The following is an 18,706-nucleotide window of genomic DNA, read 5'->3' on the forward strand; positions in this document are numbered from 1 at the left end:
TCCGCGAGCACCTGCGCGTGCTCGCGGACCTGGGCGCCGACGCCCGGCCCGTGCGCCGACCCGCCGAGCTCGCCGAGGTCGACGGGCTCGTCCTGCCGGGCGGCGAATCGAGCGTGATCGACAAACTCGCGCGCGCCTTCGGCCTCTTCGATCCGATCCGCACGGCCATCGCCGCCGGCATGCCGATGTACGGAACGTGCGCGGGGCTCATCCTCCTTGCCGACCGCATCGACGGCGCGATCGCCGGTCAGCAGACGTTCGGCGGCCTCGACGTGCGCGTTCAGCGCAACGCCTTCGGCGGTCAGACGCAGTCGTTCGAGACCGACCTCGATGTGCCCGCCCTGGGCGATCCGCCGGTGCACGCCGTGTTCATCCGGGCGCCCGCGGTCGTGGAGTGGGGACCGGATGCCGAGCCCCTGGCATCCCTCCCCGACGGCCGCGTGGTCGCGATCGAGCAGGGCGCCCTGCTGGGCACGGCGTTCCACCCGGAGTCGACGGGGGAGACGCGATTTCACGAGCGATTCCTCGACCGGGTGCGCGGCCGACGCGATGCGGATGTCGCGGGAACGCTCGGCGCCTCACCCACGGGCACTGCTGACGCACGTCGCACTCTCGACGCCTGACATCGCTCGAGCCCCTCGCTCGACTCGGCGACCTCCGTTCGTCCGCGCGGCGCGGAGGTCGAGGGGACACGCGCTCTCACGAGCGGTTCCCCGAGCACGTTCGCGCCAGACACGGCACCGGTGCCCTCGCGCTCTAGAATGGGGGAATGTCCGGACACTCCAAATGGGCCACGACCAAGCACAAGAAGGCGGTCATCGACTCCCGCCGCGCCAAGTCGTGGGCCAAGCTCATCAAGAACATCGAGGTCGCGGCGAAGCTCGGTGGAGCCGATCTCCAGGGCAACCCGACGCTGTTCGACGCGGTCCTCAAGGCCAAGAAGACCTCGGTCCCCAAAGACAACATCGACCGCGCGATCAAGCGCGGCGCCGGCATCGGCGGCGAAGCGGTCGAGTACGCCTCGATCATGTACGAGGGCTACGGACCGAACGGCGTCGCCTTCCTCATCGAGTGTCTGACCGACAACAAGAACCGCGCCGCGGCCGAGGTGCGCACGGCCCTCAGCCGTAACGGCGGCACGCTCGCCGACCCCGGCAGCGTCGCCTACAACTTCAGCCGCAAGGGCGTCATCGTCGTCCCCTCCGAGGGCACGAGCGAAGACGACGTCATGCTCGCCGTGCTCGAAGCCGGCGCGGAAGAGGTCGAGCCGCACGGCGAGGGCTTCGGCGTGATCACCGAGGCCAGCGATCTCGTGTCGGTGCGCAGCGCGTTGCAGGATGCCGGGATCGAGTACGACTCCGCCGACGTCGAGTTCGTCCCCTCGCTCAAGGTGGAGGTCGACGCCGACACCGCCCGCAAGGTGTTCCGCCTGATCGACGCGCTCGAAGACAGCGACGACGTGCAGAACGTCTACACCAACTTCGACCTCACCGCCGAGGTGCAGGCCGAGCTCGAGAACGACGAGTAAGGGCGCGCCCTGACCTCGACCACGGCCCCTGCGCATAGCGTGGGGGCCGTGTCACGTTCCCTCCGCGTCCTCGGCATCGACCCCGGCCTCACGCGCTGCGGCATCGGCGTGGTCGACGTCTCCGCCGACCGCACGGCCTCGCTCGTGCACGTCGGCGTCGCTCGGTCGGCGCCGACCGATCCGATCGAGAAGCGCCTGGCGGCCATCGCCGCCGGCATCCGCGAGGTACTGCGCGCGCACGACCCGCACGTGGTGGCGGTCGAGCGGGTGTTCGCGCAGAACAACCGCCACTCGGTGATGGGCACCGCCCAGGCGAGCGGCATCGCACTCCTGCTCGCGGCGGAGCACGGCATCCCCGCCGCCACCCACACCCCCAGCGAGGTCAAAGCCGCGATCACCGGCTACGGCTCCGCCGACAAACGGCAGGTGCAGACGATGGTCGCACGCGTGCTGCGCCTCGACGTGCTTCCCCAGCCCGCGGACGCCGCCGACGCCCTCGCCATCGCGCTGTGCCACGCGTGGCGCGGGGGAGCGACGGCGAGCACCGGCGAGGAGACCCTCACCCCCGCGCAACGCGCGTGGCGCGACGCCGAGAAGAGGCGCACCCCGCCGGTGCGTGTCGCTCGAACACATGTACGAACCGGCGCGTAGGATTTCGGCATGATCTCTTCGCTGCACGGGGCGGTGGCCCACGTCGCCGATGACTCCCTCGTCGTCGTGGTCGGGGGCGTCGGCTTCTCGGTCGCCGTCACCGCACAGCTCGCGCGCACCGTGCACGTCGGCGACGACGTGCACCTGCACACCAACCTCATCGTCCGCGAAGACGCCCTCTCGCTCTTCGGCTTCGACACGCGCGAGGAGCTCACCGTCTTCGCGCAGTTGATCAGCGTGACCGGCGTGGGCCCCAAGTCGGCGCTCGGCGTGTTGTCGTCTCTCACCGTGCCGCAGATCGCCCAGGCCGTGGCCGACGACGACGACGCCCCGTTCCGTCGCGTGTCGGGCATCGGGCCCAAGACCGCGAAGCTCATCGTCGTCCAGCTCGCCGGGAAGCTCGCCGTCGTCCCCACCGCCGCCCCCGCCGCCGTCGCCCCGCACGGGCAGGTGCCGCTGCAGGTGACGCAGGCGCTCGTGGGCCTCGGCTGGACCGAGCGCACCGCGACCGAGGCCGTGGCATCCGTCGCCGAGAGCGCCTCCGACGCCGACCGCGCCTCGGTGCAGGCGCTGCTGCGTCTCACCCTCGCTCTCCTCGGCCCGGCGCGCAAGGAGACCGTGGGTGGCTGACGTCCGCGACGCCGGCACGCCCGACGACGAGACCGAGCTCGCGATCGAGGGGGCCCTGCGCCCCACCTCGCTCGCGGAGTTCGTGGGCCAGCAGAAGGTGCGCGGTCAACTGCAGCTGCTGCTCGACGCCGCCCGCATCCAGCAGCGCTCGCCCGACCACATCCTGCTCTCGGGCCCTCCCGGCCTCGGCAAGACGACGCTGGCCATGATCGTCGCCCACGAGAGCGGCCGGCCGCTGCGTCTGTCGAGCGGCCCGGCCATCCAACACGCCGGCGACCTCGCAGCGCTGCTGTCCTCCCTCACCCCGGGCGAGGTGCTCTTCATCGACGAGATCCACCGCATGGCCCGCTCGGCGGAGGAGATGCTCTATCTCGCGATGGAGGACTTCCGCATCGACATCATGGTCGGCAAGGGCGCCGGTGCCACGAGCATCCCCCTCGACCTCGCCCCCTTCACCCTGGTCGGCGCCACCACCCGCGCGGGGCTCCTCCCCAACCCGCTGCGCGACCGCTTCGGGTTCACGGCCCACCTCGAGTACTACGAGCCCGAAGAGCTCGAGCGCGTCGTGTCGCGCTCGGCATCCATGCTCGACGTCGGCCTGCCGGGCACGGCGCGCTCCGAGATCGCCCGCCGCTCGCGCGGCACGCCCCGCATCGCCAACCGCCTCCTGCGGCGCGTGCGCGACTACCTCGTCGTGCACGGTCCCTCCAGCGGCACGGATGCCGGTGACGCCGACGTGCGAACGGTCGACGCCGCCCTCGACCTGTACGACGTCGACGTCATCGGGCTCGACCGCCTCGACCGCGCGGTGCTCGACGCACTCGTGCGTCGCTTCCGCGGGGGACCGGTGGGGCTCAGCACCCTGGCCGTCGCGGTCGGCGAGGAGCCCGAGACGATCGAGTCGGTCGTGGAGCCGTACCTCGTGCGCATCGGGTTCATGGGGCGCACGCCCCGCGGACGCGTGGCGACGCCCGAGGCCTACGACCACCTGGGCGCCCCTCACCCCGACGGCCTGCTCCGGTTCAGCCAGGGGTCATGACCTATACTCGGCGAGGGATTCCCCGACCCCCGCTCGACCCACGCTAGGCAGTGCCGCACGGCGCGCCTGACTCGAAAGGTGCACCGCCTCGATGGATATCGCCCGGTTCTTCGCCGACTACGGCATCGTCATCCTGCTCATCGGTCTGTTGATCTTCATGTTCTACAGCTCGCGCCGTCGGATGCAGAAGCAGAAGGCCGAGATCGAGAAGAAGGCCCGCGAGACGGTCCCCGGCGCCGAGGTCCTGCTCCAGGGCGGCCTCTACGGCACCATCGTCGAATACGACGGAGAAGACCTCGACAAGCCCGCCCACGTCGAGATCGCCCCCGGCGTCGTCATCAAGGTGCACAGCCAGGCCGTGCTCCGCATCGTCGACCCCGGCCAGGGCGCCGTCACCGAGGACGAGTTCATCGAGGCCGAGGAGTCCGAGGCCGAGTACATCGCCGGCGTCGCCGACGGCGACATCACCTCGATCAGCGACGACCACCGCGCCGCTCGCCAGCACGACGCGCAGGCCGAGCCGACCGACAAGGACCGCCCGCAGGCCTGACGCCTCGCCGGTTCCCCCCACCGTTCACCGCCGCATAGAAAGCCGACTCCGTGGCGCCCTCGACCCCCGTCCGTCATGCCTGGCGCGTGCTGACCGGATTGCTCGCCATCACCGGCGTGCTCTTCGGCATCAACGCGCTCGGCGTGTACGTCTACAACGCCAGTTCCTGGAGCCCCGAGCTCGCGCTCGACCTCCAGGGCGGCACGCAGATCATCCTGCAGGCCCAGACCACCGACGGCGCCGCGCCCGACGGTGAGCAGCTGCAGCAGGCCGTCACGATCATCCGCCAGCGCGTCGACGCCTCGGGCGTCGGCGAGGCCGACGTGGCCACCGAGGGCGGCCGCAACATCGTGGTGCAGATCCCCGGCCAGGCCGACGACGCCACGCGTGAGCGCATCCAGAGCTCGGCCCAGCTGCAGTTGCGCCCCGTGCTCTTCACCGGCAACCCGGCGACCACCTTCGTGGGCGAGGACGGCAACTCCACGCCCTACCCGACCCCCGATCCGAGCCTGCCGGCGACGCCGACCACCGCGCCGACCAACGCCAGCGACCTGGCGTACGTCACGCCGGCGCTGCAGGCCCAGTTCCTGTCGTACGACTGCGCGAACCCGCCGAGCAACCCGGCGCAGGCACCCACCGACCAGCCGCTCATCACGTGCGGGCTGCAGGACGGCACGAAGTACATCCTCGGTCCGGTCGAGCTCGACGGAACCGACATCACGGATGCCACCAACGGCCAGGAGCAGAACACCGGCCGGTGGGCCGTCAACCTCGTCTTCAACGACCAGGGCACGCGCATCTTCGGCGAGATCAGCCAGCGCCTCTACGCCTCGCAGGCGCCGCAGAACCAGTTCGCGTTCGTGCTCGACGGCAACGTTCTCTCGGCGCCCTCGATGAACGGCATCATCCTCGACGGCCGCCCGAGCATCACGGGCAGCTTCACGCAGGAGTCATCGAAAGCCCTCGCCGACCAGCTCAAGTACGGTGCCCTGCCGCTGAGCTTCACGGTCGTCAGCTCCGACACCGTGTCGGCGACCCTCGGCTCGCAGCAGCTGCAGGTCGGCTTCATCGCCGGTCTGATCGGTCTGGGGCTCGTGGCGATCTACTCGCTGATCGTCTATCGCGCGCTCGGAACGGTGATCATCGCATCGCTCGCCGTGATGGCGGTGCTGACCTACCTGGCCCTGTGCATCCTGGCCTGGCGCGCCGGCTTCCGCCTCTCGCTCGCCGGTGTCGCGGGTCTGATCGTGACCATCGGCTTCACGGCCGACTCGTTCATCGTGTACTTCGAACGCATCCGCGACGAACTGCGCGACGGGAAGTCGATCACCGCGGCGGTGGAAGACGGATGGTCCCGCGCCAAGCGCACGATCTACATCTCGAAGTCGATCAACGTCCTCGCCGCCGTCGTGCTGTACATCCTCGCGGATGCCACGGTGAAGGGCTTCGCGTTCACGCTGGGCCTCACGACCGCGATCGACATCCTCATCTTCATCCTCTTCACCCACCCGGTCATGCAGCTGCTCGCCCGCACGCGGTTCTTCGGCTCCGGCCACCCGCTCTCGGGCATGGACCCGAACGCGCTGGGTGCCGTCTACCGCGGTCGGGCGGAGTTCCGCGCCCCCATCGCCGACGCGGCCCGGGCGAAGCGCTCCCGGGGTGAGGCGCAGCGCCGCCAGACGATCGCCGAACGCAAGCAAGCCGAGCTAGCCGCCGCCCGCGGCGATATCCGCTCCACGAAGGGGGGAGACGACTGATGCGCTCCATGTCGCAGCTCGGCAACGACCTCTACTCCGGGAAGACCTCGTTCCCGTTCGTGCAGCGTCGTCGCCTGTGGTTCATCATCGCCGCGGCGCTCGTGATCGGCGCGGCCCTCGTGCCGTTCATCCGCCCGGTGCAGTTCTCGATCGAGTTCACCGGCGGCTCGCAGTTCACCGTGTCGAACCCGGCATCCTTCGACCAGGCACTGGCCACCGATGCCGTCACCTCGGTCGTGCCCGGCGCGACCACGCGCGTCACGACGATCAGCGATCAGGCCGTGCGCGTGCAGACCGACCAGCTCGGCAGCGACGAGACGCAGGCCGTCTCCGCCGCCCTCGCCACGGCGTACGACGTTCCCTCGACGGAGGTCACCGACTCCTTCATCGGACCGACCTGGGGTGCCGACGTCACTCGCCAGTCGTTGTGGGGTCTGTCGATCTTCCTGGCCCTGACCTTCCTCATCCTCGCGCTGTACTTCCGCACGTGGAAGATGTCGGTCGCGGCGATCATCGGACTCGTCGACGTTCTCGTCATCACGATCGGGGTCTACGCGCTCTTCGGCTTCGAGATCTCGCCCGCCGCCGTGATCGGATTCCTGACGATCCTCTCGTACGCCCTGTACGACACCACCGTCGTGTTCGACAAGGTGAGGGAGAACACGAGGGAGGACGGGGAGATCTCCGGCCGCACCTTCGCGGAGTCGGTGAACCTCGCCGCGAACCAGACGCTGATCCGCTCGATCAACACCACGGTCGTCGCGATCCTCCCCGTCGGCGCGATCCTCTTCATCGGCGTGCCGCTCGGTGCCCGCACGCTCAGCGACATCTCGCTGTCGATCTTCGTCGGCACGATCGTCGCGGCGTACTCGACGCTGTTCGTCGCGGTGCCGATGTACGCGCTGCTGCGCGAGAGGGAGAAGCCGATCGCCCAGCGCGACGCGCGCGTCGTCGCCGCTCGTGAGAAGGCGGGCGTCCCGGTCTGAGACCGGGGCCCCGCCCCCCGGGGCGTAGACTTGACAGACTGGCCGTGAGGAGGGGGTGGCGATGACCGAAACCGCTTCGTCCGCGCCGCCGCCGTCCTCGCTGCGACGACTCGTCCCGCGCATCTTCTCGCGCGCCGCCCGCCGCGACGACGTCGACAAGCTGCTGCGCACCGTCCGCACGCACCACCCCAAGGGCGACCTCGCGATCATCGAGCGCGCCTACGCGGTGGCCGACAAGGCCCACGACGGCCAGAAGCGCCAGAGCGGCGAGCCCTACATCACGCACCCGCTCGCGGTCGCGCAGATCCTCGCAGAACTGGGCCTCGGCCCCAAGGCCATCGCCGCAGCCCTGTTGCACGACACCGTGGAAGACACGGGGTATCCGCTCGACGAGCTCGCCGCCGACTTCGGCGACGAGGTCGCCATGCTCGTCGACGGCGTCACCAAGCTCGACAAGGTCAAGTACGGCGACAGCGCCCAGGCCGAGACGGTGCGAAAGATGATCGTGGCGATGTCGAAAGACATCCGCGTGCTGCTCATCAAGCTCGCGGACCGCCTCCACAACGCGCGCACCTGGGGCTTCGTCCCCCCGCACAAGGCGGCGAAGAAGGCCACCGAGACGCTCGAGATCTACGCACCCCTCGCGCATCGCCTCGGCATCCAAGCCATCAAGAGCGAGCTCGAAGACCTCTCGTTCGCGGTCATGCACCCCAAGCTCTACGCCGAGATCGACAGCCTCGTGAAGCAGCGGACCCCGCAGCGCGAGCAGTACGTGCAGAACGTCATCGACGCCGTCGACGCCGACCTGCGCGAGCTCCGGGTGCGGGGCCGTGTCATGGGCCGGCCGAAGCAGCTCTACTCGGTGTACCAGAAGATGGTCGTGCGCGGCCGCGAGTTCGACGACATCTACGACCTCATCGGCATCCGCATCCTCGTCGGCACCGTGCGCGACTGCTACGCGGTGCTCGGCGCCATCCACGCACGATGGACGCCGCTGCCCGGGCGCTTCAAGGACTACATCGCCACCCCGAAGTTCAACCTGTACCAGTCGCTCCACACGACGGTCATCGGTCCCGGCGGTCGCACCGTCGAGATCCAGATCCGAACGCACGAGATGCACCAGCAGGCCGAGTTCGGCGTCGCCGCGCACTGGAAGTACAAGGAGCGCATGGCGGGCGGCAAGACGGATGCCAAGGCCGTCGACGCCGACATGGCCTGGATCGCCCACATCTCCGACTGGCAGGCAGAGACCGCCGACCCGGGGGAGTTCCTCGACTCGCTGCGCTTCGAGATCGGCGCGAAAGAGGTCTACGTCTTCACGCCGAAGGGGCGCGTGGTGGGGCTGCCCACCGGCGCCACCCCGGTCGACTTCGCCTACGCCGTGCACACCGAGATCGGGCACCGCACGATGGGTGCGAAGGTGAACGGTCGCCTCGTACCTCTGGAGTCGACCCTGCAGAGCGGCGACGTCGTCGAGGTCTTCACGTCGAAGAATCCCGACGCGGGCCCCAGCCAGGACTGGCTCGGGTTCGTCAAGAGCACGCGGGCGCGCAACAAGATCCGTGGATGGTTCACCAAGGAGCGCCGCGAAGAGGCGATCGAGCAGGGCAAGGACTCCATCGCCCGTGCGATGCGTCGGCAGAACCTCCCGCTGCAGCGGTTGATGAACCAGGACTCCTTCACCGAGGTGGCGCGCCAGTTCCACTACGAAGACGTCTCGGCCCTGTACGCGGCCGTCGGCGAGGGACATGTCTCGACGCAGTCCGTGATCGAGAAGGTCACGGCGCTCGTGAGCGTCGAGGAGACCAACACCGGTCCGATCGACATCCCGGTGGGCCGCAGTCGCGCGCCGCGCGGAGGCGACTCGGGCGTGCTCGTGCGCGGGGCGCCCGACATCCTCGTCAAGCTCGCCAAGTGCTGCACACCCGTGCCGGGGGATGAGATCGTCGGCTTCGTGACGCGCGGGAGCGGCGTCTCCGTTCACCGCGGCGACTGCACGAACGTCAAGGCCCTGAAAGAAGAGCCCGACCGCCTCATCGACGTGGAGTGGGCGCCGACCACCAAGAGCGTGTTCCTCGTGCAGATCCAGGTCGAGGCGCTCGACCGCTCGGGCCTGCTGAGCGACGTGACCCGCGTGCTCAGCGAGCACCACGTGAACATCCTGTCGGCGACGGTCTCGACGACCAACGATCGCCTGGCGCTGAGCAAGTTCGTCTTCGAGATGGGCGACACCGTGCACCTCGACCGCGTGCTCAACGCGGTGCGTCGCATCGACGCCGTCTACGACGTCTACCGCGTCACGTCCTCCTAAGCGCCGCCGCCGCGGACGGCGCGCGGCCCGCCCCGTGTCGCCGTAGAGGGAAGGCTCGCGCGGCGGATCGACCCCGCCCTGCCCACGGCCGCGAACGCCGCTCGGCTCAGGGGGCCGCCACCCCGCCCAGCACGTGCGCCGCGCGCCGCGCGTGCGGGAACCGGGGATGCCGGTGCAGCCACTGTTCAGCGTGGGCGGCGACGACCGGGTCGTGGTCCGCCCACGCGCGAGCGGCGGCGGTGTCGTCGGGGTCGTCGGAGCGGGCGAGGTCGACGAGGGTGCGCGCCGGCGTGCTCACGGCGGTGCCCCCGATCCGCTGCAGGTCGGCGGAGGGGAGTCGCACGTCGTGGAACACCGCGCGCGGATCGTGACGCGAGCGCACCCGGGACTCGCGGATGCGCTGCAGGTGATGACGCGAGGGCTCTTCGGCGACCCCGCCGTGGACCCACGCCGCCGAACGACGCACGGCACCCCATCGGTCGTCGAGCAGGGGAGCGAGACTGCGCGCGCGCATCCACGTCGTCTCAGCGGCATCCGCCGGCATGAAACCCTCGCCGAGCGGCACGAGCCACCCGTCCAGACATGCGGCGGTGAGCTCGGCGAGCGAGAGCCTCTCGTCGGGGAAGAACAGGAAGGGCGACACCATCCCGCCAGTGTGGCGGGGCGATGTCGCCCGTGACGGAGAACCGTCGAATCTGTGGAGAAGCGGGTCAGCCGCCGAGGGCACGGAGCCAGGTGCGGCGCGCCTCCAGGGCCTCGGACGCCTGGGCCGCAGCGCGCTTGTCGCCGCGCGCGGTGGCATCGGCGAGCTCCGCCTCGAGCTTGTCGATCGCGTCGGTCAGCTGACGCGTCATGTCGTTGGCTCGGGCCTTCTGCTCGGGGTCGTTGCGCTTCCAGTCGGCGTCTTCGCGGGTGCGCACGCTCTGCTCGATCTTGCGGAGCTCGTCGTCGAGAACGCGTTCCTGGTCGCGGGGGAAGATCCGACCGATCTCGTCCCACTGCCGCTGGATCGCGGTGAGCTTCTGCCGGGCCGTGGCGAGGTTCTTCTCGTCGACGATGGGCGCCGCCTCGCGAAGGAGCACGCGCTTCTGCTCGATCTTCTCCTTCGACGCCTCGGCGTCGGCCGACTCGCGCTCGATGCGGGCACCGTAGAGGGCGTCTCCCGCCGCCTTGAACCGCGCCCACAGCGCATCGTCGACCTTGCGGCCGGCACGACCGGTCGCCTTCCAGGCGTCGAGGAGGTCGCGATAGGCGCCGATACCGTCTTCGCCGCGCGGGGCGAGGGCCTCGGCGCGCTCGACGAGACGGGTCTTCGCCTCGCGGGCGGCCTTGTGCACCTCGTCGAGCGAGGAGAAGAACTCGCGGCGGTGTCGGTCGACCGTGGCGCGCGCGTCGCGGAACCGGCGCCACAGCTGCTGGGCGGTCGACTTCGACAGGCGCGGTGCGTTCTGCTGGTGCGCCTGCCACCGGTCGAAGAGCGCGGCCATGTCGGCCGTCATCTGCTTCCACTGCACCGTCTGCGGGTCGCGCGCGGCGAGCGCCTCGGCCTCCTCGACGATGGCGGTGCGTTCGCGCACGGCTTCCTCGGTCGCCTGCTTCGCGGCCGCCGACTCGGTCTCGCTCGCCTCGGCGAGCTCGGACGTGAGCGCGTCGACACGGGCGATGAGCGCGGCCAGGTCTCCGACCGCGGCCGCGCCGTCGAGCTTTCCGCGCAGCGTCTTGGCGGTGGAACGGAGGTCGGATGCCGAAGCCCCACCGCGACGGTGACGGGTTTCGAGCAGCGTCACCTCGCCGACGAGGTCGCCGAACTTGCGCTGGAAGTAGGCGAGAGCCTCGGCGGGGGTGCCGTCGGGGTACTGACCCACGACGCGCCAGCCGTCAGCCTCTCGCACCGAGACGGTGCCTTCGTCGTCGACGCGGCCCCATGGCTCACTGGCCGTCTTCGAGGCGGCGACGCCCGGCGGCGGACCGGGGATGCGGGCACCCGGCACGGGACGCGCGGCGGTCTGCGACGCGGCGGGGTGCTCGTCGGCGACGGCCTCGACGGCAACGGCCTCCTCGGGCTCCGCGGCAGCGGGCTCGTCGGTCTCGGGCTCCACGGCATCCGCATGCGCCTCTGCGGCCGACTCGTCGGCGTCGGAAACCGCAGCGGCGTCGGACGCGGCGTCTTCGGCCGACGCGGCATCCTGAGCCGGGGCGTCGGCCGTCGGTGCGTCATCGGACGCGGTCTCGACAGAAGCCGCCTCGTCGGCCGCGGGGGCAGTGGAGTCGTCGGGGGCGGCCGCGTTCGCGGTCGGGGCGTCGACCTCGGGGGAGTTCGCGTCGTCGCGCGGGTCGGAGGTCTCGGGAGTGGGAGCGGAAGTCACGGGTAGCACCTCATCGCGGCAGAACCGCCTGGGGGAGAAGGACCCTCCGAGCCTAGTACGAGCGGCCCGGCCGACACAGGCTCAGGGTGCGGTCGTCTCGGGCGACGGCGCGGGCGCCTCGCTCGCGGCCGGGGTCGGCGCGTCGGTCGGCGTGGTCGAGGGGGTCTCGGACGGCGCGCTCGGGGAGGGGGCGGGCGTTCCGGGCCCCGCGACGAAGTACGCCGTCTGCACGGCGACCGCTCCCGCGATCACGACGAGGCCGACGACGAGGGCGATGAGGTTGTCGCGGGTGCGGCGGCGCCCCTGCCGCTCGTGCAGCTCCAGTCGTGCCTGGTACGCGCGCGCTCGCTCGCGCTGCTCCCGCGTCTGCCGGTCTTTCCCGCGCGTCGCCACATCGACCTCCTCCGCCCGCCGACCGGGCCCCTCGATCCTACAAAGGCGCCATCGGCCCCCGCGTGAGGCCCCGCGCGCCGGTGTCGGAGGCCGCGGCTAGCCTGGACGGGTGACGCCTTCCTCCGCGCTCTTCCAGGGCCAGACGCCGCTCGCGGTGCGCATGCGCCCCGTGAGCCTCGACGAGGTCGCCGGCCAGGGGCATCTGCTGCGCCCGGGCTCACCGCTGGTCACTCTCGCCACCACCGACTCCTCCGCTCCGGCGTCGGCGGTGTCCGTCATCCTGTGGGGCCCGCCGGGCACCGGCAAGACCACGCTCGCCCAGGCGATCGCCCGCTCCTCGGGCCGCCGGTTCGTCGAGCTGTCGGCCATCACCGCCGGCGTCAAAGACGTGCGCGAGGTCATGCAAGAGGCCCTCACCCAGCGCGACCTGTACGGGCAGTCGACCATCCTCTTCCTCGACGAGATCCACCGCTTCACCAAAGCCCAGCAAGACGCCCTCCTGCCGGGGGTCGAGAACGGCTGGGTCGTGCTCATCGCCGCCACCACCGAGAACCCCTCGTTCTCTGTCATCTCGCCGCTGCTGTCACGGTCGCTGCTGCTGACCCTGCGACCGCTCGGCGACGACGACCTGGGTGCCCTCGTCGACCGCGCCGTCGTCGATCCACGCGGGCTCGCCGGACGGGTGCTGCTCGATCCCGAGGCCCGCGCCACCCTCGTGCGACTGGCCTCGGGTGATGCGCGCCGTGCGCTCACGGCCCTCGAAGCCGCCGCCTCGGTCGCCGGCGACGATGCGGGGGCGTCCCCCTCGACCCTCGGCCCGGTCGACGACGACACCGACGACGACGACGACGACACCGACGACCACGAGGACGGCGAGGAGGACGGGCCCGGTCGGTCGGAAGACGCCGAGGCAGCCACCGCCGACCTCCCCGTGATCACGGCCGACCACATCGCGCAGGCCGTCGACCGGGCGCTCCTGCGCTACGACCGCCAGGGCGACGAGCACTACGACGTCATCAGTGCCTTCATCAAGTCGGTGCGCGGTTCCGACCCGGATGCCGCGATCCACTACCTCGCGCGCATGATCGAGGCCGGCGAAGACCCCCGCTTCATCGCGCGGCGGCTGGTCATCTCGGCCGCGGAGGACATCGGGATGGCCGACCCGCAGGCTCTGCAGATCGCGGTGGCGGCCGCCGACGCGGTGGCCTTCATCGGCATGCCGGAGGGGCGGATCCCCCTGGCCGAGGCGACGGTGTACCTGGCCACGACCGCGAAGTCGAACGCGGCGTACAACGCCATCAACGCGGCGATCGCCGACGTGCGCGCCGGCGGCTTCGGTCGCGTGCCGATGCACCTGCGCGACGCGCACTATCCGGGGGCCAAGCGCCTGGGCCACGGCAAGGGATACAAGTACGCGCACGACAGCGAGATCGGGATCGTCACCCAGCAGTACCTGCCCGACGAGCTGCGCGGGCGCCGCTACTACGAGCCCACGAACCACGGGGCCGAGCGCGACGTCTCGGCTCGGCTCGAGAAGATCCGCCGCATCCTCGACGGCTCCTGAGGCTCTCCGGTGCCGCCCGGCGGGCTCTGATAGCATGAACCGGCTCGAAACAGGGTTTTCGGGCATCCCCTCCTTCCTGTGATCACCCTCCGGTGCGCCCCGGCGTGCGCCTCGGATCGGGCGGAAGGGGGCGATACGCCCGTGAGCCGCGAAAGGCGCGGCCACGTCATCGGAAGGAGAACTTCGTGACCACGAAGTCTCAGGACCGCCGCAAGGTGCGTCTGTCGCGCGCCCTCGGCGTCGCGCTCACCCCCAAGGCCGCCCGCTACCTCGAGAAGCGTCCCTACGCTCCCGGTGAGCACGGCCGCACCAAGCGCAAGGCCGACAGCGACTACGCCGTCCGTCTGCGCGAGAAGCAGCGTCTGCGCGAGCAGTACGGCATCCGCGAGAAGCAGCTGCGCATCGCGTTCAACGAGGCCCGCCGCACCGACGGCCTGACCGGTGAGAACCTGGTCGAGCTGCTCGAGATGCGTCTGGACGCCCTCGTCGTGCGTTCGGGCTTCGCCCGCACCACCGCGCAGGCCCGTCAGCTCGTCGTGCACCGCCACATCATGGTCGACGGCCAGCTCGTGGACCGCCCGTCGTTCCGCGTGAAGCCGGGTCAGACGATCCACGTCAAGACCAAGAGCGAGGGCCTCGAGCCCTTCCAGGTCGCCGCCGCCGGCGGGCACGCCGAAGTGCTGCCCCCCGTTCCGGGCTACCTCGAGGTCGACCTCTCCACGCTGCAGACGAAGCTCGTGCGTCGTCCCAAGCGCGCCGAGGTGCCCGTCACGTGCGACGTGCAGCTCGTCGTCGAGTACTACGCCGCTCGCTGATCCCAGCGGACACAAGGGCGTCGGGTTCTCCCGGCGCCCTTCGTCGTTTCCGCGTGGCCCTGCGCCGGGCCGCCCCGCGGGTCGCGGGGCCGCGCGTCGCGACCGCACCGTGCGTCCGGACCCGCGTCGGAGGGCAGGACGCAGGAGATCCGCCCGAAGCGACCCGCGAACGCCGGGCCGGGGACGCCGGCGCGGGGCGATTCTCCTGCGTCGGGTCCGCAGCGGAGCCGGCACGCTGCCGCGGCGGCGCGCGCTGACCGTCGCGGATGCCCGAGCGTGGCATCCGTCGGTCTTGCTCGCGCGGCGCACAGGGGCCTTCGCCTACGATGAGGGATGCCGCGACCGCGGTGTCGTCTCGAGGAAGAAGTGGTGATCGTGAAAAGCCTCGTCTGGTTCGCGTTGGGCATCGTCGGCGGTTTCATCGCCGCGCACGTCGTCAACAAAGACCCCCGTGGTCAGGAGGCGTTCGCCCAGCTCGACGCGCGCATCGGCGAATTCACCGAGCGCATGAGCGATGCCTACCACGACCAGGAAACGCGCCTCTCGGACATCATCGACGACGCCAAGGCCGTCACCTCCTCCGCGGCCGACCGCGTCTCCGACACCGTCGACCACGTCGCCGACACCGCCGGTGAGGCGGTCTCCGACGCCGTCGCCGCGACCAAGAAGAACGTTTCCCCCTCCGACTGACCTCCCCGCGGAACCCGCCCCGCCCAGCCGGGGCTCCTCCGCACGCGCACGGAAAGACCCGCCATGAAAACCGCCGAGATCGCCCAGCGCTTCCTCGATTTCTTCGAGAAGAAGAACCACACGATCGTCCCCTCGGCCTCGCTCGTCACCGACGACCCGGCCCTGCTGTTCACCGTGGCGGGCATGGTGCCCTTCATCCCCTACCTCAGCGGTGTCGTGCCGCCGCCGTACCCGCGCGCCGCCGACGTGCAGAAGTGCATCCGCACGAACGACATCGAAGAGGTCGGCAAGACGCCCCGCCACGGCACCTTCTTCCAGATGCTGGGCAACTGGTCGTTCGGCGACTACTTCAAGGAAGACGCGATCCGGTACGCCTGGGAGCTTCTCACCGCCCCCGAGGCGGAGGGCGGTCTCGCCTTCGACCCGAAGGACCTCTGGGTCACCGTGTACGAGGAGGACGACGAGGCGCACGACCTCTGGCGCACCCTCACCGACCTTCCCGAGGAGCGCATCCAGCGGCTCGGCAAGGACACGAACTACTGGTCGACGGGTCTGCCCGGCCCGGCAGGACCCTGCTCGGAGATCTTCTTCGACCGCGGCCCCGCCTACGGTATCGACGGGGGACCCGCCACCGACGACGACCGGTACGTCGAGATCTGGAACCTCGTGTTCATGCAGTACGAGATCACCAACGTGCGCTCGAAGTACGACTTCGACATCGTCGGCGAGCTACCCGCCAAGAACATCGACACCGGCATGGGTCTGGAGCGCATCGCGTTCATCAAGCAGGGCGTCGACAACATGTACGAGACCGACCAGGTTCGCCCGGTGCTCGACCTGGCGGCGAAGCTCGCGGGCAAGTCCTACGGCGACCCGTCCCGCGACGATCACTCGCACGACGACGACGTGCGCCTGCGCATCGTCGCCGACCACGTGCGCTCCTCGCTCATGCTGCTCGCCGACGGCGTCACCCCCTCGAACGAGGGTCGCGGCTACATCCTCCGCCGCATCATGCGCCGCGCCATCCGCTCGATGCGCCTTCTCGGCGTGGACGGCGCGACCTTCCCCGAGCTCTTCGCCGCCTCGCGCGACGCGATGAAGGAGTCCTACCCCGAGGTCGAGAGCGACTACACGCGCCTCTCGGCCTACGCGATCGCCGAGGAGCAGACGTTCCTCCGCACGCTCGCGGCGGGATCGGCCATCCTCGATCAGTCGGTCGTGGAGGCCAAGAACGACGGCGGGACGACGCTCTCGGGCTCCGAGGCCTTCCTGCTGCACGACACCTACGGCTTCCCCATCGACCTCACGCTCGAGATCGCGGAGGAAGCGGGCCTGAGCGTCGACCGCGCCGCCTTCGACACGCTCATGCAGGAACAGCGCACCCGCGCCAAGGCCGACGCCCGCGCGCGCAAGGGCGCGATCGCCGACCAGAGCGCCTACCGCGAGTTCCGCGCGCTCGGCGAGACGGTGTTCACCGGCTACACCGAGCTGCAGACGGAGTCCAGCGTGCTCGGCATCCTGGTCCAGGGCCGGGGGACCGACCGCGCCGCGGAGGGGCAGATCGCCGAGGTCATCCTCGCCGAGACCGCCCTCTACGCCGAGTCGGGCGGTCAGGTCGCCGACAAGGGCGTGATCGTGGGTCCGGGCTACGAGCTCGAGGTGCTCGACGTGCAGCGTCCCGTTCCGGGCCTGGTCAGCCACACCGTCGAGGTCACCACGGGCGAGGTGTCGGTCGGCGCCCCGGCCACCACGGTCGTCGACGGCCTCAACCGCCACGCGGCGCAGCAGGCCCACACCGCGACGCACCTCGTGCACGCCGCGATCCGCGACACGCTCGGAAAGAGCGCGACCCAGACCGGCTCGCTCAACCGCGCCGGTTACATGCGCTTCGACTTCAGCTGGGGCTCGGCGCTCTCGCCCGAAACCCGCACCGAGATCGAGGACATCGCCAACAATGCCGTGCGCGACAACCTCGAGGTCACCACGCGGGTGATGTCGCTCGACGAGGCCAAGGCCGCGGGCGCCATGGCGCTGTTCGGCGAGAAGTACGGCGACACCGTGCGCATGGTCGACATCGGCGGCCCGTGGTCTCGGGAACTCTGCGGTGGCACACACGTCGCGCGCAGCGCCGAGATCGGTCTGGTCAACCTCGTCGGCGAGCAGTCGGTCGGCGCGTCGAACCGCCGCGTGGAGGCCCTCGTGGGCCTCGACGCCTTCCGCGATCTCGCCGCCGAGCGCGCGATCGTCTCGCAGCTCAGCTCGAGCTTGAAGACCCCGCGCGAGCAGTTGCCGACCCGCATCGCCGAGCTCGCCGCGAGCCTCAAGGCCGCCGAGAAGAAGATCGCCTCCTTCGAGGCCCAGGCCCTCACCGGTCGTCTGCCGCAGCTCGTCGAGTCGGCGGTCGCGGTGGGAGCCGTGCGCGTCGTGGCGCAGAGCCTCGGCGAGGGTGCCTCCGCCGACGACGTGCGATCGCTCGCGCTGCAGGTGCGTGACCGCCTCGGCTCCGACCCCGCGGTCGTCGCCCTCGCGGCGGTCACCGCCGGCCGCGCCACGGTGGTCGTGGTGACCAACGACGCCGCACGCGAGCGCGGCCTCGCCGCCGGCGCCCTCGCCAAGAGCGCCGCCGGGGTCCTCGGCGGCGGCGGCGGCGGACGACCCGATGTCGCCCAGGGCGGCGGAACGGATGCCGCGGCCCTGCCGCAGGCGTTGGAGGGAATCGTCGGCGACGTGCGGGCGATCACCGCGTGACGGCGTTCCGCCGCGGCATCCGGCTGGGGATCGATGTGGGGCGCGCCCGCGTGGGCGTGGCGCGCTCCGATCCCGACGGCGTGCTGGCCGTGCCGGTGGAGACGGTGCGCCGCAAGGGCGAGCCCGTGCGCCGCATCGTGGCGCTGGCCGCCGAGTACGAGGCTTTCGAGGTGCTCGTCGGGCTGCCGCTCAACCTGCGCGGCGACGACACGCCCTCGACCAAGGACGCGCGATCGTTCGCGGCGGCCCTGGCGGCGGCTCTGCCGATGCCGGTACGGCTGGTCGACGAGCGGTTGAGCACCGTCTCGGCGCACAGCGTCCTGCGGGAGGCAGGCCGTTCCCAGCGGGATTCTCGTAGCATTGTTGATCAAGTCGCCGCTGTGGTGCTGCTGCAGCAGGCGCTCGACGTGGAGCGACAGTCCGGCGAGCCGGCCGGACCCGCCGTATCACCGGGACAGGAGCCCGCCTGACATGCCCGAGAACCAGCATCCCGAGAACGACCCGTTCGCCGACCTGTACAGCCGTCTGCCCGACCCGCGCACCGGCGCGCGGTCGACGGACGCCGCAGGCCCGGCGGAAGAGGGCACCCCGCCCTCGCGCCGCGCCGCCCGCGAGGCCCGCCGCACGCAGACAGGTCCCACCGAGACCACCGCGAGCGGGGCGGATGCCGCCCCGACC

At 70.9% G+C, this 18,706-nt stretch carries 17 protein-coding genes and 1 pseudogene; 15 read left to right on the forward strand and 3 right to left on the reverse strand.

Annotated features, from left to right (window positions below):
- The 9 genes from pdxT to ACK4LS_RS12975 all read left to right on the forward strand — a co-directional run.
- A partial coding sequence (gene pdxT, locus ACK4LS_RS12935; protein ID WP_409717891.1) for a pyridoxal 5'-phosphate synthase glutaminase subunit PdxT occupies positions 1-623 on the forward strand: 623 nt, incomplete at its 5' end.
- A gap of 146 nt (positions 624-769) precedes the next feature.
- Positions 770-1,528 (forward strand): YebC/PmpR family DNA-binding transcriptional regulator, encoded by a 759-nt coding sequence (locus ACK4LS_RS12940; RefSeq protein WP_243499409.1) that lies wholly within the window; start codon positions 770-772, stop codon positions 1,526-1,528.
- 48 nt (positions 1,529-1,576) lie between these two features.
- Positions 1,577-2,179, forward strand: a complete 603-nt coding sequence (gene ruvC, locus ACK4LS_RS12945) for a crossover junction endodeoxyribonuclease RuvC (RefSeq protein ID WP_409717894.1) — start codon at positions 1,577-1,579, stop codon at positions 2,177-2,179.
- A 9-nt stretch (positions 2,180-2,188) separates the two neighbouring features.
- On the forward strand, positions 2,189-2,809 hold the full coding sequence (gene ruvA / locus ACK4LS_RS12950) for a Holliday junction branch migration protein RuvA (RefSeq protein ID WP_409717897.1): 621 nt from the start codon (positions 2,189-2,191) through the stop codon (positions 2,807-2,809).
- Positions 2,802-3,848, forward strand: coding sequence for a Holliday junction branch migration DNA helicase RuvB (gene ruvB / locus ACK4LS_RS12955; protein WP_409717900.1), 1,047 nt, complete (start codon positions 2,802-2,804; stop codon positions 3,846-3,848). Before ruvA ends, ruvB begins: the two co-directional genes overlap by 8 nt.
- 91 nt (positions 3,849-3,939) lie before the next feature.
- The gene (gene yajC / locus ACK4LS_RS12960) at positions 3,940-4,398 is read left to right on the forward strand and encodes a preprotein translocase subunit YajC (protein ID WP_409717903.1); all 459 of its coding nucleotides are present in this window, start codon (positions 3,940-3,942) and stop codon (positions 4,396-4,398) included.
- Positions 4,399-4,448: 50 nt separating this feature from the next.
- Complete coding sequence (gene secD, locus ACK4LS_RS12965; RefSeq protein WP_409717906.1) at positions 4,449-6,155, forward strand: protein translocase subunit SecD; 1,707 nt, start codon at positions 4,449-4,451, stop codon at positions 6,153-6,155.
- The gene (gene secF, locus ACK4LS_RS12970; protein ID WP_409717909.1) at positions 6,155-7,141 is read left to right on the forward strand and encodes a protein translocase subunit SecF; all 987 of its coding nucleotides are present in this window, start codon (positions 6,155-6,157) and stop codon (positions 7,139-7,141) included. The genes secD and secF overlap by 1 nt, the downstream gene beginning before the upstream one ends.
- A 61-nt stretch (positions 7,142-7,202) precedes the next feature.
- Positions 7,203-9,452, forward strand: a complete 2,250-nt coding sequence (locus ACK4LS_RS12975; protein ID WP_409717912.1) for a RelA/SpoT family protein — start codon at positions 7,203-7,205, stop codon at positions 9,450-9,452.
- 106 nt (positions 9,453-9,558) lie between these two features.
- Here the strand turns inward: ACK4LS_RS12975 and ACK4LS_RS12980 are convergent, their stop codons facing one another.
- The 3 genes from ACK4LS_RS12980 to ACK4LS_RS12990 form a co-directional block, all read right to left on the reverse strand.
- Entirely contained in the window at positions 9,559-10,098 is a 540-nt protein-coding gene (locus ACK4LS_RS12980) for a hypothetical protein (protein WP_409717915.1), read from the reverse strand.
- Between the two features lie 64 nt (positions 10,099-10,162).
- A complete protein-coding gene (locus ACK4LS_RS12985; RefSeq protein ID WP_409717918.1) occupies positions 10,163-11,818 on the reverse strand; it encodes a DUF349 domain-containing protein in 1,656 nt (551 codons plus the stop codon).
- An 81-nt stretch (positions 11,819-11,899) separates the two neighbouring features.
- Entirely contained in the window at positions 11,900-12,211 is a 312-nt protein-coding gene (locus ACK4LS_RS12990; protein WP_409717921.1) for a dioxygenase, read from the reverse strand.
- A 109-nt stretch (positions 12,212-12,320) separates the two neighbouring features.
- On the opposite strand from ACK4LS_RS12990, the gene ACK4LS_RS12995 reads away from it, so the two are divergent.
- The 6 genes and pseudogenes from ACK4LS_RS12995 to ACK4LS_RS13020 all read left to right on the forward strand — a co-directional run.
- The gene (locus ACK4LS_RS12995) at positions 12,321-13,775 is read left to right on the forward strand and encodes a replication-associated recombination protein A (protein WP_409717924.1); all 1,455 of its coding nucleotides are present in this window, start codon (positions 12,321-12,323) and stop codon (positions 13,773-13,775) included.
- 185 nt (positions 13,776-13,960) lie between these two features.
- Positions 13,961-14,590 (forward strand): 30S ribosomal protein S4, encoded by a 630-nt coding sequence (gene rpsD, locus ACK4LS_RS13000; RefSeq protein ID WP_409717927.1) that lies wholly within the window; start codon positions 13,961-13,963, stop codon positions 14,588-14,590.
- 369 nt (positions 14,591-14,959) lie between these two features.
- The gene (locus ACK4LS_RS13005) at positions 14,960-15,280 is read left to right on the forward strand and encodes an ATPase (protein ID WP_409717930.1); all 321 of its coding nucleotides are present in this window, start codon (positions 14,960-14,962) and stop codon (positions 15,278-15,280) included.
- 63 nt (positions 15,281-15,343) lie between these two features.
- On the forward strand, positions 15,344-18,028 hold the full coding sequence (gene alaS / locus ACK4LS_RS13010) for an alanine--tRNA ligase (RefSeq protein ID WP_409717933.1): 2,685 nt from the start codon (positions 15,344-15,346) through the stop codon (positions 18,026-18,028).
- The gene (gene ruvX / locus ACK4LS_RS13015) at positions 18,025-18,498 is read left to right on the forward strand and encodes a Holliday junction resolvase RuvX (protein ID WP_409717935.1); all 474 of its coding nucleotides are present in this window, start codon (positions 18,025-18,027) and stop codon (positions 18,496-18,498) included. The genes alaS and ruvX overlap by 4 nt, the downstream gene beginning before the upstream one ends.
- A gap of 1 nt (position 18,499) precedes the next feature.
- A pseudogene (locus tag ACK4LS_RS13020) lies at positions 18,500-18,706 on the forward strand (hypothetical protein); the annotation flags it as partial.

The sequence above is a fragment of the Microbacterium sp. genome (genome assembly GCF_046295495.1).
GTDB lineage: Bacteria > Actinomycetota > Actinomycetes > Actinomycetales > Microbacteriaceae > Microbacterium.

Coding starts and splice junctions, on each gene's coding strand:
- alaS (WP_409717933.1), top strand. CDS start 15,344: ATGAAAACCGCCGAGATCGCCCAGCGCTTCCTCGATTTCTTCGAGAAG.
- ACK4LS_RS12980 (WP_409717915.1), bottom strand. CDS start 10,098: ATGGTGTCGCCCTTCCTGTTCTTCCCCGACGAGAGGCTCTCGCTCGCC.
- yajC (WP_409717903.1), top strand. CDS start 3,940: ATGGATATCGCCCGGTTCTTCGCCGACTACGGCATCGTCATCCTGCTC.
- secF (WP_409717909.1), top strand. CDS start 6,155: ATGCGCTCCATGTCGCAGCTCGGCAACGACCTCTACTCCGGGAAGACC.
- ACK4LS_RS12940 (WP_243499409.1), top strand. CDS start 770: ATGTCCGGACACTCCAAATGGGCCACGACCAAGCACAAGAAGGCGGTC.
- ruvA (WP_409717897.1), top strand. CDS start 2,189: ATGATCTCTTCGCTGCACGGGGCGGTGGCCCACGTCGCCGATGACTCC.
- ACK4LS_RS12975 (WP_409717912.1), top strand. CDS start 7,203: ATGACCGAAACCGCTTCGTCCGCGCCGCCGCCGTCCTCGCTGCGACGA.